Raw genomic sequence first — 18758 nt, 5'->3', positions numbered from 1 at the left:
TAAAACTTTAAAAAGTCTTTCCTCATATAACCAGGAAAGACTTTTTGTTTTTTAAAGCTATAAAAAAGAAGATGACAAGCTTTTTAAGAGAAGATGCAATGTGTTGTTGCTGCCGCAATTCGGCAGAGAGGCTTGATGATGCTTTTACTTTTTAAAAGCAACTAGTGTAAAAGCCTTTCTGCTAAACCAGAAAGGCTTTACTGTTTAAATAAGAAACTAATAAAAAGAATATACCAATGCTTAGTTTTCGTTCCGAGTTAGAAAACCCGATAGTTCAGAAAGAAATTATCGATTTAGATAAAAAAATACGGATGTTCCGGGGCGGCCAAATGCCCGAAGAAAAATTCCGGAGCCTGCGGTTAACCCGGGGTATTTACGGCCAGCGCCAGCCGGGCGTGCAAATGGTACGCATTAAGCTGCCGTTTGGCCGGCTTACAGTAAAGCAGTGGTACCGTATTTGCGATGTTTCGGATGAATATGCGTCTAAAAACCTGCACTTAACTACCCGCCAGGATATTCAGATTCACTTTGTGAGCCTGGATCGCACGCCTGAACTTTGGGAGAAATTAGCCCACGATGATATTACCCTGCGCGAAGCCTGCGGTAATACCGTACGTAACGTTACGGCTTCGCCTAACGCCGGCATCGACCCGAACGAGCCATTTGATGTATCGCCGTACGCGCACCAAACCTTTCAATATTTTGTGCGCAACCCTATTTGTCAGGAAATGGGCCGCAAATTTAAAATTGCTTTTTCTTCCAGCGACGAAGACACGGCTTTTTCTTACATCCACGATATTGGATTAATACCCAAAGTACAAATACAGAACGGCGAAGAAGTGCGCGGTTTTAAAGTTAAAGTGGGTGGCGGTTTAGGTGCCCAGCCGATGCTGGCTTACACTGCTTACGAGTTTTTGCCCGAAGACCAGGTTATTCCGTTAATTGAAGCTGTAATCCGGGTTTTTGACCGCCACGGCGAGCGTGTGAGCCGCAACAAGGCCCGCATGAAATACCTGATTCAGAAAATTGGCTTTGATGCTTTTATGGAATTAGTGGCCCAGGAACGTACTGCCATTAAAACCAAATCGTACGTATTCGACCGCAACAGCGTACCACAGGCTGACCCCGCGCCGGAAAAAGAAGTACCGGCCGTAGAAATATTAAACCAGAAGCATTACCAAGATTGGTTAAAAACCAATGTGGTAGAGCAAAAGCAAAAAGGTTTTTACGCGGTTTGGGTGCGGGTATTAAAAGGCGATATCCCTACCGATAAAGCAAGAATATTGGCCCAACTGGTTAAAGATTACGCCGCCGACGATGTGCGGATTACACCTAACCAGGGCTTGTTGTTTAAATATATCCGCAAAGAAGCGTTGCCTTATGTATTTCACGTGCTCGATACCTTAGGTTTTGCTTTGCCTGGTTTTAACAGCACTACCGATATTACCACCTGCCCTGGCACCGATACCTGTAATTTAGGTATTACCAACAGCATGAACCTGGCCGAGGTATTGGAAAAAATGATGCTAGATGAATATCCGGATTTAATTTACAACAACGATATTAATATAAAAATAAGCGGTTGTATGAACTCCTGCGGGCAGCACGGTCTGGCCCAGATTGGTTTCCACGGCAGCTCTATTAAACATGGCACCAACGTTATTCCGGCTTTACAAGTAATGTTGGGCGGGGGCACGGTGTCCGACGGCGAAGGTCGTTTGGCCGAACGGGTAGTTAAAGTACCTACCAAGAAAGGCCCGGATATTCTGCGCACCTTGTTCAACGATTTTGAAGCCAACGGCCAGGAAGGCGAATTATTTAATCAATATTACGACCGCCAGGGCAAAAATTATTTCTACCAATTATTAAAGCCATTGGCCGATTTAACCAAACTACAGCCGGGCGACTATGTAGATTGGGGCCACGTAGAAGAATTTGTTACCGCCATTGGTGTAGGCGAATGTGCCGGCGTAATGATTGACTTAGTAGCTACTTTGCTGTTTGATTCGGAAGAAAAAGCCGAATGGGCAGCCGAAGCCTTAAAACAAGGCGCTTATGCCGATGCTATTTATTACAGCTACAGTGTGTTTGTAGGTACAGCCAAAGCGCTTTTATTAGCCAAAGGCCTGAGCGGCAACACCCAGATTGGTATTATCAATGATTTTGACACCAACTTTGTAAAAGACGGTACTTTCACGTTTGAGCCGGATTTTAAAACGCATGTAATGCAAATTAACCAGAACGAGCCTTCGGCAGATTTTGCGGCCAGCTATTTAGCCGATGCTTTCCGTTTTCTGGAAGCGGCCAGTGCGCACCGCGGCGCGGAAGTAAGACGGCCCGATGTATTAACCGAAATATTAAAAGTAAACGCTTAAGCTTATAAATCTTTATTTTATTTCGGTTTAGAAAGCGTTAAATCAACTTAAATGGCAATAATCCGAAAGAAAATATTAGCAGTTTCAGGTAGTCTTAGAAGTAATTCTGTAAACGAATTGCTTCTAAGCTATTTAGCTGAACGTTATAAAGAAACCCTGGATATTCAGCTTTATAACGGCCTTGCCGAGCTACCCCACTTCAACCCCGACTTAGATAACGAAAACCTTCCGGTTAGTGTCAGAAAATTGCGGGCGGAAATAGAAGCGGCTGATGGCATTATTATTTGCACCCCCGAATACGTGTTTAGCTTACCTGGTGTATTAAAAAATGCGCTGGAATGGACCGTATCCACTACTATTTTCTCCGGTAAGCCGGCTGCTTTAATTGTGGCTTCGGGGCAAGGCGAAAAAGCTTATGAAGCCTTAATTTTGATTATGAATACTTTAGGCGCAAAAATTGGCGAGCACGCTAAACTGTTAATTTCGGGAGCCAGAAGCAAAATTAGCAAAATTAAAACCCAAGGCAATATTTCCGATGCGTTAACCGCCAAGGAGCTTGATACATTAATGCAGTCTTTGCTGGAAACCATTACCAATGAGCAACCGGTTATAAATTCAATATAAAAGTAACAAGCAAGTGAATTTGGCTTTTAGTATCAAAGGCAAAATATTAGACAGATTACCCTAAATCATCTTCCTGCCCTTTTAAACCTACCTTTCTTCACCCAGGAAAGGTAAGGGCGGAACAAAAATTAAATACGTGTTAACCGAAACCGAGCAGAAAACTTCCGCCGCAGAAAACCACTTATTTCCGGTTTTTCTGAAATTACATGATTTGCATACCCTGATAGTTGGCGGCGGTTTTGTAGGCGAAGAAAAACTTACGGCCGTTTTACGCAACAGCCCGGAGGCCACCATAACCTTAGTAGCACCCGAAATCCGTACTGAGATTATCGACTTAGCGGCCCAATACCCCAAACTCACCTTAATTCAAAAGCCTTTCGAAGAAACCGATTTAAATGGCAAAGACCTGGTTATTGCGGCCACCAACGATAAAGGCGTGAATACCTACGTAAAACAGGTAGCCCGAGCCCGCAAAATATTAGCCAACGTAGCCGATACGCCGCAGGAATGTGATTTTTACCTGAGTTCGATTGTTCAGAAAGGGAATTTAAAAATTGCTATTTCTACCAACGGCAAATCGCCGACGGTAGCCAAACGGGTAAAAGAAGTTTTAAACGAAACCTTTCCGCCCGAAATGGATAGCCTGCTGCAAAATATTGAGCGCATTCGGACTACTTTAACCGGCGATTTTGCCGAAAAAGTTAAACAACTGAACGCAGTAACGGCTTCGCTGGCTCCCGATGTAGCTCCCGCAACACCTACCCCACCAGTACCACCAACCGCCATTACCACGCAAAAAGTACCTTTTATCCGGCATAGCTGGCGTTACCGGGTGCTCATAGGGTTTTCGGCCATTGCCTTAATGATTCTCGGGCACTTGCTCTTCAGCTTTATTCCTTTAGCAACTATTGGCGGCTACGCGATGGAAGCTGCCGGCAGTATTGAGTCGGATATTTTGTATTTTATGCTGGCCGGTTTTATTGCCCAAATGATTGATGGCGCACTGGGAATGGCGTACGGTGTAAGCGCAACTACTTTTCTGCTTTCGTTTGGTATTCCGCCGGCAGCCGTAAGTGCCAGTGTACACGCCTCCGAAATATTTACCAGCGGCGTATCGGGTTTAATGCACTTGCGCTTCGGCAACGTAAACAACAAATTATTTAAAACCTTGCTGCTGCCCGGGGTTTTGGGCGCTATTTTGGGTGCCTATATTTTAACTTCGGCCGAAGAATACGCCCATATAATTAAGCCTTTGGTAGCTATTTATACCTTGGTGCTCGGGTTTATTATAATTCGCAAAGCTATCCGGCGAACCATAAAGAAAAGAAAGATTCGCAAAATGGGCTTATTGGCCGTAACCGGGGGCTTCCTCGATTCGGTAGGGGGCGGCGGCTGGGGACCAATTGTTTCCTCTTCGCTTATTGCCAGTGGTCGGCACCCCATGTATACCATTGGGTCCGTAAACCTAACCGAGTTCTTTGTGTCGTTTGCGAGCTCTGTAACATTTATCACCCTAATTGGCTTTTCGCATTGGCAAGTAGTGCTGGGCTTGGTACTAGGCGGCACCGTAGCTGCCCCGTTTGCTGCTCTTATTGCCCGCCGGCTGCCCGTTAAAACCATGATGATAATTGTAGGTCTGGTTGTAATTATCCTTAGCCTGCGCAATATTTACACTTCGGTGTTTTAGATGTTGGATATTGGATGTTAGATATTAGACGCTCGATATTAGACTTTGAATATTACTTATAAATTAAATATTGCCTGTTAAAGGAACTGAAGGTTTAACCTTCAACTATTTTTATCACTTTAAACCTGAATTAAATTGAAAAATAAGAATAAAGAAACGCAAACCATTCGTACCCAGGCTGCCCGCTCCGAGTTCCGCGAGCACTCGGTACCTTTGTACTTAACGTCCAGCTTTACGTTTGAATCCGCGGAGCAAGGCCGGGCTTTGTTTGCCGATGAGCAGGAAGGCAATATTTATTCCCGGTTTTCGAACCCGAATACCTCGGAGTTTATAGAGAAAATGTGCTTGCTGGAAGGAGCCGAAGATGGGTTTGCTTTTGCATCGGGTATGGCGGCGGTTTTTACGGGTTTTGGCGCTTTATTACAAGCCGGCGATCACATTCTGGCCTCCCGATCGGTGTTTGGTTCTTCGCACCAGTTACTTACCCGAGTACTGCCTAAGTGGGGTATTACCAGTACTTACGCTGATGCGGCCCGTCCGGAAGAATGGGAAAGCCTGATTCAGGAAAATACCAAAATGATATTTATTGAAACGCCTTCTAACCCGCAACTGGAACTGATAGATCTGGAATGGCTGGGCAAGTTGGCGCGTAAGCATAATATTATTTTGAGCGTTGATAATTGTTTTGCTACGCCTTACCTGCAAACGCCCATCCAGTACGGCGCCGATTTGGTTATTCATTCGGCCACTAAATATATAGATGGTCAGGGCCGGGTTTTAGGGGGTGTTATTGTGGGCCGCAAAGATTTAATTTCCGAAATCCGGTTTTTCTCCCGCCATACAGGTCCGGCTTTGTCGCCGTTTAACGCCTGGATTTTATCAAAGAGCCTCGAAACCTTACCCGTACGTATGGACCGCCACTGCAGCAACGCTTTGGCTTTGGCCCAGCACCTGGATAAACATGTCGAAATGGAACTGGTTTTATACCCGATGTTGCCATCGCATCCGCAGTACGAACTGGCGCAAAAACAAATGACGCAAGGTGGCGGCATTGTAACGTTTGTAGTAAAGGGCGGCTACGAGCGGGCCCAAAAATTTATGGATGCCCTGCAAATTGCCTCTAAAACGGCCAACTTGGGCGATACCCGCACCACGGTTACGCACCCGGCTTCTATGACGCACTCTAAACTAACCCCGAATGAACGGGCAGCCGTTGGCATATTTGATGGCCTTATCCGGATTTCGGTTGGCTTAGAAAATATTAACGATATTATCCAGGATATCGAACAGGCGCTGCAAGCTTCGGCCTAAATAATTCTTCAGAAAACCTGATTCTGCTCTACCGGAAATATTTTTTAGCTGGTAGAAGAGAAGCAGGTTTTCTGTTTTATTTATCTGTTGTAATCTCAGAAACGTAACATACTAAAACATTGAAAAAGCTGCACTATTATTTAGCCGATGTTTTCACGGACGAAGTATTTGGCGGTAACCAACTGGCTGTTTTTCCGGAAGGACAGGAAGTACCGGAATATTTAATGCAAAAAATTGCGAAAGAACTTAACCTTTCCGAAACCACCTTTGTACTGCCGCCAGCCAACCCCACCAATAATATTAAACTACGCATTTTTACGCCAGGCAAAGAACTGCCCATGGCCGGACACCCTACCATCGGGACGGCTTTTGTGCTGTTGCAGCAAAATATTTTAAAGCCCACTGGCAACCGGCTAATATTTGAAGAAGGCGTTGGCGACATTGCGGTAGATTTCAGGAAAAAAGAAGATAAACTGGACCTGATTACAATGGGGCAACCGCTACCCCAGTTTGGCGCTACTTTTACCGATGTGCAGATACTAGCCGATTTACTTTCTTTAACGCCCGCCGATATAGATGCTACTAATCCTACCCAGGTAGTTTCGTGCGGAGTGCCTTTCTTTTTTGTGCAGCTTAAGTCTTTGGCGGCTGTTAAAAAAGCCAAACTGCGGCAAGATGTACTGGAAAACCAGTTAAAGCACATTGGAGCCGAAAGTGTTTTTCTATTTTCTACCGAAACAGAAAACCCGGCTCATACCGTACACGGCCGTATGTTTGCGCCTGCTTTTGGCATACCCGAAGACCCCGCTACCGGCAGCGCCTGCGGACCATTGGGCTGCTATTTGGTACATTATGGGTTGGTGCCAGCGCAACCGGAAGCGCAAATTATTTGCGAACAAGGTTACGAAATGGGTCGCCCCAGCCTCCTGTATATTACCATTGGGCAAGTAAATAAAAACATAACATTGGTGCAGGTAGGTGGCAAAAGTGCATTGGTTGGTGAAGGGTATTTTTATCTGTAATCCTGAATAGGGGCAAATAGTTTTTATTTTTTACTCCAGGCTTATCAAACTCGGTACCTTGTTCAAAGCTGTAGTGTTAAATAGCAGCGCTAAATTATTTATTGGTTTGATGCTGCCTTCGATAATTGCTATTACGCAAAATATTCTTACAAATAGTTTTTAGTCGAAGGAAATCATCTCTGTCATTCAGGAGGAAATTATTTGGTTACCTGCTAAATAGTTTCCTCCTGAATGACAGAGATGTATTTGTATTGCTTAAACCTCTTTCTTTTACAATTGCGTAAAATTAGCCAGCAATATCTACGCTAATTATTATTTCCCATTTGTCTGAACATTTCTGGAATATTCAGGTTGTAGTTCCGGAATATTTATCGAGCACTTTAAATTAAAGAGTTTCACCCTTTTATTAATATTTCAAAAGTTAAAGCCAGAATATTTATTTATTTGGCTTAAAGTAGGTTTACAGATACCTAAATTGAAATAAATACAAAACTTTAGGCAAAAGCATTAAAGTTTACAGTCAGTACTTTTTTGTTTGATAAATAATCTTTAATATACATTAAGTTTTATCTAACTCTTGGCACTATGAAAAGAATCCTACATTTTAGAATCTTACATTTTCTTATGATTTTGGCCCTTGGTTTAGGGCAGGCATGTAAAGGCCCGGAAGGCGATCCAGGACCAAAAGGTGATCCAGGCACGCCAGGTGCTCCTGGAGCTCAGGGCCCGGCTGGTCCTGCCGGCCCGGCAGGTACACCCGGTACTGCTAAAGTTTTTGAATTTGCATGGGATTTTACTGCAGCCGATGGTTACGAGTTAGGTTTTGAATTTGGTGATTTAGAAGAACCAATTGAAGTAGGTGAAACAGATGTGGTTCTGACATATATGGCTTATGGCACTTACAGTGATCTGCCCATCTGGGCTCCTCTACCACAAAATTTTAGCTCTAATTTGGGGCCGTACAAATTTAATTATGCTTTCAATGATTTAGCTATGTTTATCTTTATTGAAGGAGCTGCTAATGTTCTGGCCGGTCTTACCCCAGCACAATTGAATGACCATGGCTTCAGAGTAGTAATTATTCCAGGAAGCCCAGTTAACGGCAGAGTTGTTAAACCTAATATTAATTTAAAAGACTACAACGAAGTTGCTAAATATTACAATATCACCGAAGCTAAAGTAAAAAAGATAAAAGTAAAATAACTAACCATATCGGTTACATAAAAAGGAGCAACTTCATTAAGTCGCTCCTTTTTTATTACCGTTCTTCTTACAAAACATGATTGTACACTCATTTGTACTTACCAAAAAGCATTTTAAGTTTTAGGCGAACTTTCATTATTCTAATTTTTAAACCACTATCTGATAAATATTTTAGGGGCTTTATATTAGAATAAAACTGTAAATATTACTTCGTAAACCGGCCTGTAAACCAAAACTTTCAATACTTTAAAACAATTTAGAACCAGAACGTAAAATAGGGCTAAAAGAAGAAAATTTTAATTAGATTTAATCGTTTTCATAAGAAACCCAAACAACCCAACTGCTTACAAAAGAACGCTTATGAATAAAACCATTTACTCAAAAGTAAAAGGTAAAGTCTTACTGTTGCTGCTGACCGGTATCTGCCCGATGGTAACCAATAATGCCTATGCTTTTAAAGACGAATCAGAACATATAATTCTGGCCGATATTGTGGTTAAAGGCACCGTGCGCATACAAGGAAACGGCGCTACAACCGAAACTGTACCGGGCATAAACGTAATTGAAAAAGGCACCCAAAACGGAACCATTACCGATGCGCAAGGCAATTTTCAGCTTACCGTTAAAGACAATGCGACGCTGGTTTTCTCGATGGTGGGTTATAAATCACAGGAAGTTCCGGTTAATAACCGCACCTCCATTATCATAACCCTGGAAGAAGAAGGCAAAAGCTTAGACGAGGTAGTAGTTACGGGTTACCAAACCATCGACCGCAAAATGTTTACCGGTTCAGCCACCTTACTCAAAGGCGATGATGCTAAAAGAAGCGGTGTTACCGATGTGAGCCGGATGCTGGAAGGCCGCGTAGCGGGAGTTTCGGTACAAAACGTTTCGGGTACTTTTGGTGCTGCCCCTAAAATACGGGTACGTGGTGCCACTTCTATTACCGGCGATAACAAACCGCTGTGGGTGGTAGATGGTGTTATTCTGGAAGATGTGGTAAACGTATCGAACGAGCAATTATCTACCGGCGACCCGGCCACGCTAATTGGTTCTTCGGTAGCCGGCCTGAACCCCGACGATATTGAAAGTTTCCAGATATTGAAAGATGCTTCGGCTACGGCCATGTACGGTGCCCGCGCCATGAACGGCGTGGTAGTAATTACGACCAAAAAAGGTAAAATTGGTAAGCCTATTGTGTCCTATACCGGTAACTTCAGCACTTACTTAAAACCTACTTACCGCAACTTCGATATCATGAATTCAGCCGACCAGATGTCGGTTTATGCTGAGATGGAACGCAAAGGCTGGCTAAACCACGCCGACGTATCGCGGCGGCAGGATGGCGGGGTATTTACCAAAATGTACGACCTGATAAATACCTTTGATCCTGGCACCGGCACTTACGGTTTAGAGAACAGTCCGGCGGCCCGCGCTACTTTTTTAGAACGCTACGCCCGCGCCAACACCAATTGGTTCGATGAGTTGTTTCAGAATTCTTTTATGCAGGAGCATTCTTTAAGCATTTCGTCGGGCACCGAAAAATCGCAGCTATATTTTTCTACGAGTTATTTGCAGGATAATGGCTGGAGCATTGCCGATCAGGTAAAACGCTTTACGGGCAATGCACGGGCTAACTTTAATATTTCGGATAAAATATCGGTGGGTTTAATATCGCAGGGTTCTATCCGGGACCAGCGCGCACCCGGTACTTTGGGCCGGCTCAGCAATCCGGTTTCGGGCCAGTACGATCGCGATTTCGATATTAACCCTTTTAGCTACGCCATTAACACCAGCCGCACCTTAACCGCTTACGACGAAAACGGCAACCGCGAATTTTTCCGCCGCAATTTTGCGCCTTTTAATATTCTGGATGAACTGGAAAATAATACCCTCGACCTTTCTTTACTGGATTTAAAACTGCAAGGCGATTTTTCTTATAAGATTCGGAATAATCTGAAATATTCTTTTCTGGGCGCTTTGCGTTACGCCAAAACCAACCAGGAACACAAAGTGCGCGAAAACTCCAACATGGCCAATGCTTACCGCGCCAACCAAAACGCTGTTGTAGAGGAAGAAAATAAATTTTTGTACCGCGACCCGGATAACCCGGATGCGCAACCCGTAGTGGTTTTGCCGTACGGCGGTTTTTACAATACCAACGACGATAATTTAGTAAGTTATAACTTCCGGAACACGCTGGAATGGGATAAAACCTTAGCTGATATTCACACTTTTCGTCTTTTTGCCTCACAGGAACTCCGCTACGCCGACCGTCAGAATAAAAGTTTTAACGGCGCCGGTTACCAGTACGACAAAGGCGGCGTGCCCTACATTGATTACCGCATTATAAAGCAAAATGTGGAAAGCAATTTCAATTATTACAACATGAGCATGCGCTACGATCGGTTCCTGGCTTATATGGCTAATGGCGCTTATTCGTACCGGGGTAAGTATAATTTAAATGGCACCGTGCGTTACGATGGCTCCAATGCTTTGGGCGAAGCCCGCACCGCCCGTTGGCTACCCACCTGGAATGTGAGCGGCTCCTGGAACGTAGACACCGAACCTTTTATGGCGCGCCAGAACACAGTAAACCGACTGACTTTACGGGCTACTTACGGCCTGACGGCCAGTATGGGTAACGCCACCAACTCCAGTTTGGTCCTGCAAAACACCAGTACCCGCCGGCCTTATTTAACCGAGGTAGAATCGATGATATATATTCAGAACCTGGAAAACTCGGAGCTGACCTGGGAGAAACAATACGAAACCAACGTGGGCGTAGATGCCGGATTGTTTAACGAAAAACTAACTGCAACCGTCGATGCTTACCTCCGCAACGCTTTTGATTTAATTGGCCCTATTCGCACCTCCGGTATTGGCGGCGAAGAAATAAAAGTAGCCAACTACGCCGATATGCAATCTTACGGACTGGAAGTAGCGCTGGGCGCCGGCATCATCAACACCAAAGACTTAGGCGTAAGAACCCAGCTTACTGCCGGTTACAACAAAGGCAAAATCACCAACCTGGCAAACAACCCGGATATCTGGTCGCTGGTTATTCCGGAAGGTGGCCCGAAAGAAGGCTACCCATACCGTGGCTTGTTTTCTATTGATTATCAGGGCTTAGACCCTGAAACCGGTATGCCCCGTTTTATTAACGAAGAAGGCGAAACCAGCGGCAACGTATATTTACAAAGCGACGACACCCAATATTTAAAATACGAAGGTCCGGTAGATCCGCTCCTGAACGGTGGCTGGTTTAACTCGGTGCGTTACAAAAACTTTTCGCTATCGGCACTGGTAACTTACAGCGGCGGCAATAAAATACGTTTAACCCCGGCTTTCCGGACCAGTTATACCGATTTAGATGCCATGCCTTACGACTTTGTTTACCGCTGGACTTTACCCGGCGATGAAGAAACCACCAATATTCCTTCTATTTTGGATCGCATAGCCGCAGCCGGTTTAGAAGGCTATCCCTACAACAACTATAATTATTCCACAACCCGCGTAGTAGACGGTGATTTTGTCCGTCTGAAACAGGTTTCGCTTACCTATGCTCTGCCACCTACCCGCTTAAGCACGATTGGCCTGAATAATTTATCGTTAAGTCTGGTAGCCAACAACATGTGGTTAATTTATGCCGATAAGCGTTTAAACGGTCAGGACCCGGAGTTCTTTAGTTCGGGAGGTGTAGCCATGCCTATTCCAAAGCAATTTACACTCTCGCTGAAAATAGGCTTATAAAATATTAAAAGGTAAAGGCTGAAGATTACGGGTTAATATTTTAAGTAGTAAAACTTTAAATATAAAACTAACTACCAAATACTATCAGCAGCATAAGCAACATTAAAAATGAAAAAAGTTTATATATATACTACTTTTCTTTTCGGCCTGGGCATTTTGGCAGGTTGCGAAAAATATTTAGAGCAACCCGTAGACCAGCGAACCCAGTTAGACACAGTAGAAAAAGTAAGCGAATTATTGGTGGGCGCTTACCCTAAAGCCGATTACGCTACATTTACCGAAGCCATGTCGGACTTAGCTTTAGATAAAGGTACTACTGGCCCGGTTTTAATTGAAGAAGAAAACCGCAACCCTTATTTTTTCCAGGATGTACCCACCCGCGCCCAGGGAACGCCTAACAATTACTGGAATGCTTGTTACGCGGCTATTGCGGCGGCTAATCATGCTTTAGAAGCCATTGAGAATGCGCCTAATCCCGCCGAATACCAAGCCCAAAAAGGCGAAGCTTTAGTAGCAAGAGCTTATTCGCATTTTATGCTGGTAACGCTTTTTGCCAAAGTTTATAACCCTGCTACCGCTGCTTCTGATCCCGGCATTCCTTACGTTACTACTCCGGAGAAGGTAGTAATGGGCCAGTACGATCGCGGAACCGTGGCTTACGTGTACGAACAGATTGAAAAGGATTTAACGGAAGGTTTGCCTTTGCTGAATAACAACGCCTACCGCATTCCAAAATATCATTTTACTACTACTGCCGCCAATGCCTTTGCTACCCGGTTTTATTTGTTTAAAAAAGATTACCAAAAAGTAGTGCAGCACGCCAACCAGGCTTTCCCGGGCGGCAATATTGCTCCTAGTTTACGCCCGTGGGTAAGTGTTTACCTAAACCTAACTGTAAACGAAATGCTGGCCAATTACACCAAAGCCGCCGAAAATGCTAATTTACTTTTGGCCGAAACTACTTCGTGGTGGTCGCGGTATTATGGCCGGTACCGCTATGGTTTGGCTACACCCATTGTAAACACTTTAATTACCGGCACCAACGTAACCGGCACCCGGTTTGCGTTCCCAACTTATACCCAAGGCGACGACAACTGGCTTATTCTAAAATTTAATGAACACTTTGTGCGGGAAAATGCCAATGCCAATATTGGGGTAGGCTACACCATTTTTCCGTTGTTTACCGCCGAAGAAGTGTTGTTTAACCGCGCCGAAGCTAACCTGGAATTAGGTAACCTGGAAGCTGCCCGCACCGATCTTAATTTATACGCCAGTACCCGCATTGAAAATTACAGCGCTACTACCCACAATATTACCAATATAAAACTCCGGAATTTTTATGGCACTACCAACGTAAAAGATGGGTTACTAAGCACACTGCTTGATTTTAAAGCCGCCGAATTTGTACAGGAGGGCATGCGCTGGTTCGATATTTTACGACATAATATTACCGTTGAACACCCTACCACCGATGGCCAGGTTATTACTGTTGGTCCTGACGATCCGCGCCGGGTACTTCAGTTACCGCAGGAAGTAGTGCTGGCCGGTATCGAACAAAATCCACGTTAAAAGCAAAAAGTACTAAAATGAAAATAAATAAATTACCCTTATTGCTGTTGTTGTTTATGGCAGGTTTTATAACAGCCTGTTCCGAAGACGACGATAATTTAGATATGCCTATTACCGGCTTGGGCGGCGATAGCTGGGTTAAAGGGCCAGTAGATAACTGGATTGACGAAAACTACCTGAAGCCCTACAACATTGAAGTAAAATACCGCTTCGACCGGTACGAACTGGCTTTAGACAAAGTACTTACCCCGCCCCGCGAAGACAAAATTATTCCGGTAATGGAAACCATTAAAAAAACATGGATAGAACCTTTTGAGCAGGAAGGCGGCGCTAATTTTATTAAAAGTTTAGCACCCCGGCAGTTTGTGCTGGTGGGTAGCCCTCAATTTAACACCGATGGCACCATAACACTAGGTACCGCCGAATCTGGCCGGAAAATAATATTGTATGTTATAAACGATTTCGACAAAAAAGATAAGTTTCAGGTAAAACAGATGTTGCAAACCATACATCACGAGTACGGCCATATTTTACATGAAACCATTATGTTTCCGGCAGAATATGCCAGCATTACGCCGGCTTACACCGCCAACTGGTTCGATTACTCGTTGGCCGATGCCCGCTCCCGCGGTTTTGTTTCGCAATACGCCCGCAACAACGTAAAAGACGATTTTGTAGAAATGATTGCCCTGATGCTAACCGAAGGCCGTACTGGTTTTAATACTATGGTTAACAGCGCTCCGGCATCGGCCCAACCGCTTTTAAGACGCAAAGAAGAACTGGTGGTACGGTATTTTAAAGAAGCCTGGAAGATTGATTTTTATAGCTTGCAAACCAAGGCCCAAGCTGCTATTAATGCTTTATAAAACGGCCGGTTTAGTTAAATCAGAATTATTAATATGAAAAAAATATTACACTTGGGTCTGCTGCTGATTTTGCTGCTTTCGGCATGCGACAACAAAGACGAGATTGCCCCCGGCGAACGGCCGGATGAACGCCTGAACCAAACCCTTAGCGATTACAAAAACCAATTAGTAGGCGCTGAAAACGGCTGGAAAGCCATTTTATACCCGGCGGGCGGCGCGGCGTACAGCTTTTTCATTAAGTTTAACGCCAACGATCGCCTGTCTATGGCAAGCGATATTAACGCCAACACGGCAGCTACACCACTCGAAAGTACCTATCGTTTAAAAGCCATGCAGCAGCCGGCTTTAATATTCGATACGTATAATTACATGCACATTTTGGCCGATCCCGATCCCAGACAAAGCAACGGCGATGTAGGAGCTGGTAAATATTCTGATTTTGAATTTTCGTTTGAATCGGTAACGCCCGAAACAATTACCCTGAAAGGTAATTTGCAGGGCAGCCGCCTGGTTTTAACCAAAGCCACTAAAGACGGAGCCGATAATTTTATTAGCCGGATAGCCGAAAGCGTAAAGACCTTTGAAAGTATAAATAATTTTACCACTTATTTTAAACGGTTACTTATTGCTAACCAAACGTTTGATTTTTCGGCGGATACCAACCTGCGGCAAATTACCATAACTTATTCTGAAGGCGGCACTACCAAATCCTTTACTACAGAATATTATTATACCGAAGCGGGCATTGAATTTTTAACGCCATTTGCGGTGGGCAGCACCAACATTACCGGCCTGAGTGCCATGCAATATAATGCCAGTAATAAAACTATTCAGTTTACGGTTAATAACGTGGCCGGTACCATCCGGGAATCTACCAGTCCTGCTGCCGTAGATTTACAAGCTGCCCGCCGGTTCTATAACAACCCGCCTAACGGGGTATATTGGGTAAACTTTACAGGTTTTACTGTTGAAGGGGTAGAAGATGCTTTTGGTGTAAACAATATTAATGGCTTCGAAATTATTACTTTTTATAAACAACCCGATCCGCCTTATGACGGATTTATATTCTGGACAGCGGATGATTTTTTCGGGCCAGCAATCAGAACTCAGTTTAGAAACGATGGCAGAATAGTATTTGCTTACGACGGTGCAGAATTTGGCACCCCGCCTGCGGCGGCCGAAGCTGTTGTGGATGCTACCCGCGCGCAATTAATTATACCAGAAGGCTACTATGTAATACAGGTTGGCCCCAATAGCTACGATTTGGTTAGTGCCAAAGACGCAAAAACATGGATTAGCTTTTAATAAAAAGCATCAGCCTACGGCAACAACCTGTCAGATAAACTAAAAGCGGCCCCAAGGGGCCGCTTTTAGTTTATAGAGAAAGAATGGGTAATAACGGCGGTTTTATTTAGAATAGCCGTAACGGAGCAATATTTATCCATTGATAATTCAATCGCCCGTTTAACTTTATCTTCGTTCAGGTCGCCTTTAAAGTTGTAGTGCACATGAATATTTTTGAAAACCGAAGGTGTTTCGTTGGGTACCCGCTCGCCTTCAATACTAATACTCATGTCTTCAATTACCTGGCGCTGCTTTTGCAGAATTAATACAATATCAATGGCGCTGCAACCACCTAAGCCCATTAATATCATTTCCATAGGCCGGGCACCAGCATTTTCACCGCCTATGTCCGGCGAGCCATCTATATGTACGGGTACGCCAGCGGTACCTACTGCTTCAAAATGAAAGGCTTCGTTTACGCGCCTTAATTCTACTTTCATATTTATAAATCTAGTGTTTCTGAATTATTTACTGCCGGCAAAATTAATCTTTTCGGCTTAATTCATACTTATAACACCAGTACATTCAGGATAATTTCAAATATTGAAACCGCTATTACGGCGGGTGCTGTTTAATAATATTACGTTGCCTTAGGCGGTTTTGGCGGTTCCATTACGGTACCGCAGTTTTTGCAGGTGCGTTTATCTTCCGAAGCATAAAATTTATTCATTACTTCGGGCAATTGCTTTACAATATCGGTTACCTCTAAATATTCTTCGTACAGCTTTTCGCCGCAATTTTCGCAGAACCACAAAAAGCCATCCTGCTCGCCGGGCTGTCGGTAACGCTCAATTACCAGCCCAATGGTGTTAGCGGGCCGCTGCGGCAAATGCGGCACTTTAGCTGGCAACAGAAATATTTCGCCTTCTTTTACCGGCACATCCACGGGCTTGCCATCTTCAATAATCCGCACGTTTATATCACCTTGAATCTGGTAAAAGAATTCTTCGCCTTCGTCGTAATGAAAATCTTTACGCGAGTTTGGGCCGCCCACCACCATCACAATAAAATCCTGGTTGTCTTTAAATACCTGGGCATTGCCAACGGGGGGCTTTAAAATATGCCGGTGCTCATCAATCCACTTCTGAAAATTAAAAGGTCTGGTTATCATGGCGTTGTTCGTTAATCGTTGTTCGTTAATTGGTTTGGTGCTTACCAAAGCAATACTGTTTTTATAGCAAGCTAATTTATACGGCTAAAAGTATAAAAAAGCATTTACCAGAACTATAAAACTTGCAGCTAATAACCTCCTTTATTAAAAAGAGCTAAAAAATATTAAGCCTAATTACTTATTTGCCGATACCGAACAACGGTTAACAAATAACAACTAAATTTAGGCATGGATTTAAACTTACACCAGAAACAAGCCATTGTTTGCGGCAGTACCCAAGGCATTGGCAAAGCCACGGCGGTAGAATTAGCGTTACTGGGCGCTTCGGTAACCTTGGTAGCCCGCAACGAAGAAAAGTTAAAAGCCACCGTAGCCGAACTCGACACCAGCCAAGGCCAGCAACACGATTATATTGTTGCCGATTTTACCCAACCCGAAATATTAGCCGAGAAAATACAACAGTATGTGCAACAGAAAACCGCCGTGCATATTTTAGTGAACAACACGGGCGGCCCGGCTGGCGGCCCTATTCTGGAAGCGAAATTAGAAGAATTTACAGCAGCCTTTGCCAGTCATTTAATTTGCAACCATATATTGGTGCAGGCAGTTGTGCCTTTAATGAAGCCGGCTAACTACGGCCGGATTATTAATATTATTTCTACTTCGGTTAAGCAGCCGCTGCCAGGTTTAGGCGTTTCGAATACTACCCGGGGCGCGGTAGCCAATTGGGCCAAAACCTTATCTTTTGAGTTAGCGCCTTTTAACATAACTGTAAATAATGTGTTGCCGGGCGCTACTATTACCGGTCGGCATACCTCTTTAATTCAGGCCAGAGCCGAAAAATCGGGCAAATCCGTAGCCGAAATTGAAGCCGATATGTTGAAAAATATTCCGGCCGGCCGCTTTGGCGAGTCGAAAGAAGTAGCCGCTGCCGCGGCCTTTTTAGCTACGCCGGCCGCCGCTTACATCAACGGCGTTAGCATGCAGGTAGATGGTGGCCGCGTTAGCAGTTTGTAAAGACCTTAAACTTAATTTACACGAACTTTAAGCTTTGAGTATTCACAAACTAACCATTATTATTCCGGCTTATAACGAAGCCGCCACCATTGGGCCGGTACTGGAAACCATTACCCAATTAAAACTAAACGCTTCTGTTCAGAAAGAAATATTGGTAGTAGACGATGGTTCACGCGACGGAACTACGGCCCGCATTCAGAATTTTATACAGGAATATACCGGCGAAAATATTCAGTTAATCAGGCATGAGCAGAATCGGGGAAAAGGGGCGGCCATCCGGACGGGCATTAAATTAGCTACCGGCGATTGCATTATTATTCAGGATGCCGACTTGGAATACGACCCCGAAGAAATTAATATTTTGCTGGAACCGGTTTTAAAAGGCAAGGCCGATGTGGTGTATGGTTCGCGTTTTCAGGGCGGGCAAGCGCACCGGGTGCTGTTTTACTGGCACTCTGTTGGCAATAAATTTTTAACCTTTCTCTCCAACATGTTTACCGACTTGAACCTGACCGATATGGAAAGCGGCTATAAATTATTCCGGCGCGAAATGCTGCAAAATATTAACCTGCAGGAAAATGGGTTTGGTTTTGAGCCCGAAGTAACCGCTAAAATGGCGCGGATTAAAGGCATTCGGGTGTACGAAGTGGGTATTTCGTATTATGGCCGCACCTACGAGCAAGGCAAAAAAATTAATTGGCGCGATGGCATTTGGGCTATTTGGTGCATTGTAAAATATGGCCTGCTGCGGAAATAACTACATTTACCTGATTATTCTCAAAACTGAAAAAGATTAGCTGTAGTCATTTCAAATAATTACATCTTTAAAATAGAGGCGCTGCAATATTATAATACTTAAACAGATGGGTTAATGCA

The 18758-nt window shown here is 44.2% G+C and carries 14 protein-coding genes; 12 read left to right on the top strand and 2 right to left on the bottom strand.

What is annotated here, in order from left to right:
- The first annotated feature begins 236 nt into the window (after positions 1-236).
- From F0145_RS14950 to F0145_RS14905, 10 genes are all read left to right on the top strand, one after another.
- Positions 237-2375, top strand: a complete 2139-nt coding sequence (locus F0145_RS14950; protein ID WP_150089297.1) for a nitrite/sulfite reductase — start codon at positions 237-239, stop codon at positions 2373-2375.
- Positions 2376-2426: 51 nt separating this feature from the next.
- Positions 2427-2999 (top strand): NADPH-dependent FMN reductase, encoded by a 573-nt coding sequence (locus tag F0145_RS14945; protein WP_150089295.1) that lies wholly within the window; start codon positions 2427-2429, stop codon positions 2997-2999.
- A gap of 136 nt (positions 3000-3135) precedes the next feature.
- Entirely contained in the window at positions 3136-4686 is a 1551-nt protein-coding gene (locus tag F0145_RS27010) for a TSUP family transporter (protein ID WP_190277560.1), read from the top strand.
- Positions 4687-4821: 135 nt separating this feature from the next.
- Complete coding sequence (locus tag F0145_RS14935) at positions 4822-5997, top strand: O-succinylhomoserine sulfhydrylase (RefSeq protein ID WP_150089291.1); 1176 nt, start codon at positions 4822-4824, stop codon at positions 5995-5997.
- Positions 5998-6116: 119 nt separating this feature from the next.
- Positions 6117-7019, top strand: a complete 903-nt coding sequence (locus F0145_RS14930; protein ID WP_150089289.1) for a PhzF family phenazine biosynthesis protein — start codon at positions 6117-6119, stop codon at positions 7017-7019.
- A gap of 585 nt (positions 7020-7604) precedes the next feature.
- Entirely contained in the window at positions 7605-8222 is a 618-nt protein-coding gene (locus F0145_RS14925) for a hypothetical protein (protein ID WP_150089287.1), read from the top strand.
- Positions 8223-8582: 360 nt separating this feature from the next.
- Complete coding sequence (locus F0145_RS14920) at positions 8583-11975, top strand: SusC/RagA family TonB-linked outer membrane protein (RefSeq protein WP_150089285.1); 3393 nt, start codon at positions 8583-8585, stop codon at positions 11973-11975.
- A gap of 108 nt (positions 11976-12083) precedes the next feature.
- The gene (locus F0145_RS14915) at positions 12084-13544 is read left to right on the top strand and encodes a RagB/SusD family nutrient uptake outer membrane protein (protein ID WP_150089283.1); all 1461 of its coding nucleotides are present in this window, start codon (positions 12084-12086) and stop codon (positions 13542-13544) included.
- A gap of 17 nt (positions 13545-13561) precedes the next feature.
- Positions 13562-14410 (top strand): zinc-binding metallopeptidase, encoded by an 849-nt coding sequence (locus tag F0145_RS14910; protein WP_150089281.1) that lies wholly within the window; start codon positions 13562-13564, stop codon positions 14408-14410.
- 33 nt (positions 14411-14443) lie between these two features.
- Positions 14444-15715, top strand: coding sequence for a DUF4302 domain-containing protein (locus tag F0145_RS14905; RefSeq protein WP_150089279.1), 1272 nt, complete (start codon positions 14444-14446; stop codon positions 15713-15715).
- Between the two features lie 65 nt (positions 15716-15780).
- Here F0145_RS14905 and F0145_RS14900 read toward each other — a convergent pair whose 3' ends face one another.
- A complete protein-coding gene (locus F0145_RS14900) occupies positions 15781-16194 on the bottom strand; it encodes an OsmC family protein (RefSeq protein WP_150089277.1) in 414 nt (137 codons plus the stop codon).
- A gap of 140 nt (positions 16195-16334) precedes the next feature.
- Complete coding sequence (locus tag F0145_RS14895; protein WP_150089406.1) at positions 16335-16865, bottom strand: 3-hydroxyanthranilate 3,4-dioxygenase; 531 nt, start codon at positions 16863-16865, stop codon at positions 16335-16337.
- A 228-nt stretch (positions 16866-17093) separates the two neighbouring features.
- Here F0145_RS14895 and F0145_RS14890 point away from each other — a divergent pair, with 228 nt between their 5' ends.
- Positions 17094-17882, top strand: coding sequence for an SDR family oxidoreductase (locus F0145_RS14890; protein ID WP_150089275.1), 789 nt, complete (start codon positions 17094-17096; stop codon positions 17880-17882).
- A 34-nt stretch (positions 17883-17916) separates the two neighbouring features.
- A complete protein-coding gene (locus F0145_RS14885) occupies positions 17917-18639 on the top strand; it encodes a glycosyltransferase family 2 protein (protein WP_150089273.1) in 723 nt (240 codons plus the stop codon).
- Positions 18640-18758: the final 119 nt, after the last annotated feature.

Source organism: Adhaeribacter rhizoryzae (assembly GCF_008629685.1).
Taxonomy (GTDB): domain Bacteria; phylum Bacteroidota; class Bacteroidia; order Cytophagales; family Hymenobacteraceae; genus Adhaeribacter; species Adhaeribacter rhizoryzae.
This window is presented reverse-complemented; position numbering and strand designations above follow the sequence as displayed.

Excerpts from the sequence above, each read along its gene's own strand:
- F0145_RS14950 (WP_150089297.1), top strand. The coding sequence starts at position 237 with ATGCTTAGTTTTCGTTCCGAGTTAGAAAACCCGATAGTTCAGAAAGAA.
- F0145_RS14945 (WP_150089295.1), top strand. The coding sequence starts at position 2,427 with ATGGCAATAATCCGAAAGAAAATATTAGCAGTTTCAGGTAGTCTTAGA.
- F0145_RS14925 (WP_150089287.1), top strand. The coding sequence starts at position 7,605 with ATGAAAAGAATCCTACATTTTAGAATCTTACATTTTCTTATGATTTTG.
- F0145_RS14920 (WP_150089285.1), top strand. The coding sequence starts at position 8,583 with ATGAATAAAACCATTTACTCAAAAGTAAAAGGTAAAGTCTTACTGTTG.
- F0145_RS14915 (WP_150089283.1), top strand. The coding sequence starts at position 12,084 with ATGAAAAAAGTTTATATATATACTACTTTTCTTTTCGGCCTGGGCATT.
- F0145_RS14910 (WP_150089281.1), top strand. The coding sequence starts at position 13,562 with ATGAAAATAAATAAATTACCCTTATTGCTGTTGTTGTTTATGGCAGGT.
- F0145_RS14905 (WP_150089279.1), top strand. The coding sequence starts at position 14,444 with ATGAAAAAAATATTACACTTGGGTCTGCTGCTGATTTTGCTGCTTTCG.
- F0145_RS14900 (WP_150089277.1), bottom strand. The coding sequence starts at position 16,194 with ATGAAAGTAGAATTAAGGCGCGTAAACGAAGCCTTTCATTTTGAAGCA.
- F0145_RS14895 (WP_150089406.1), bottom strand. The coding sequence starts at position 16,865 with ATGATAACCAGACCTTTTAATTTTCAGAAGTGGATTGATGAGCACCGG.
- F0145_RS14890 (WP_150089275.1), top strand. The coding sequence starts at position 17,094 with ATGGATTTAAACTTACACCAGAAACAAGCCATTGTTTGCGGCAGTACC.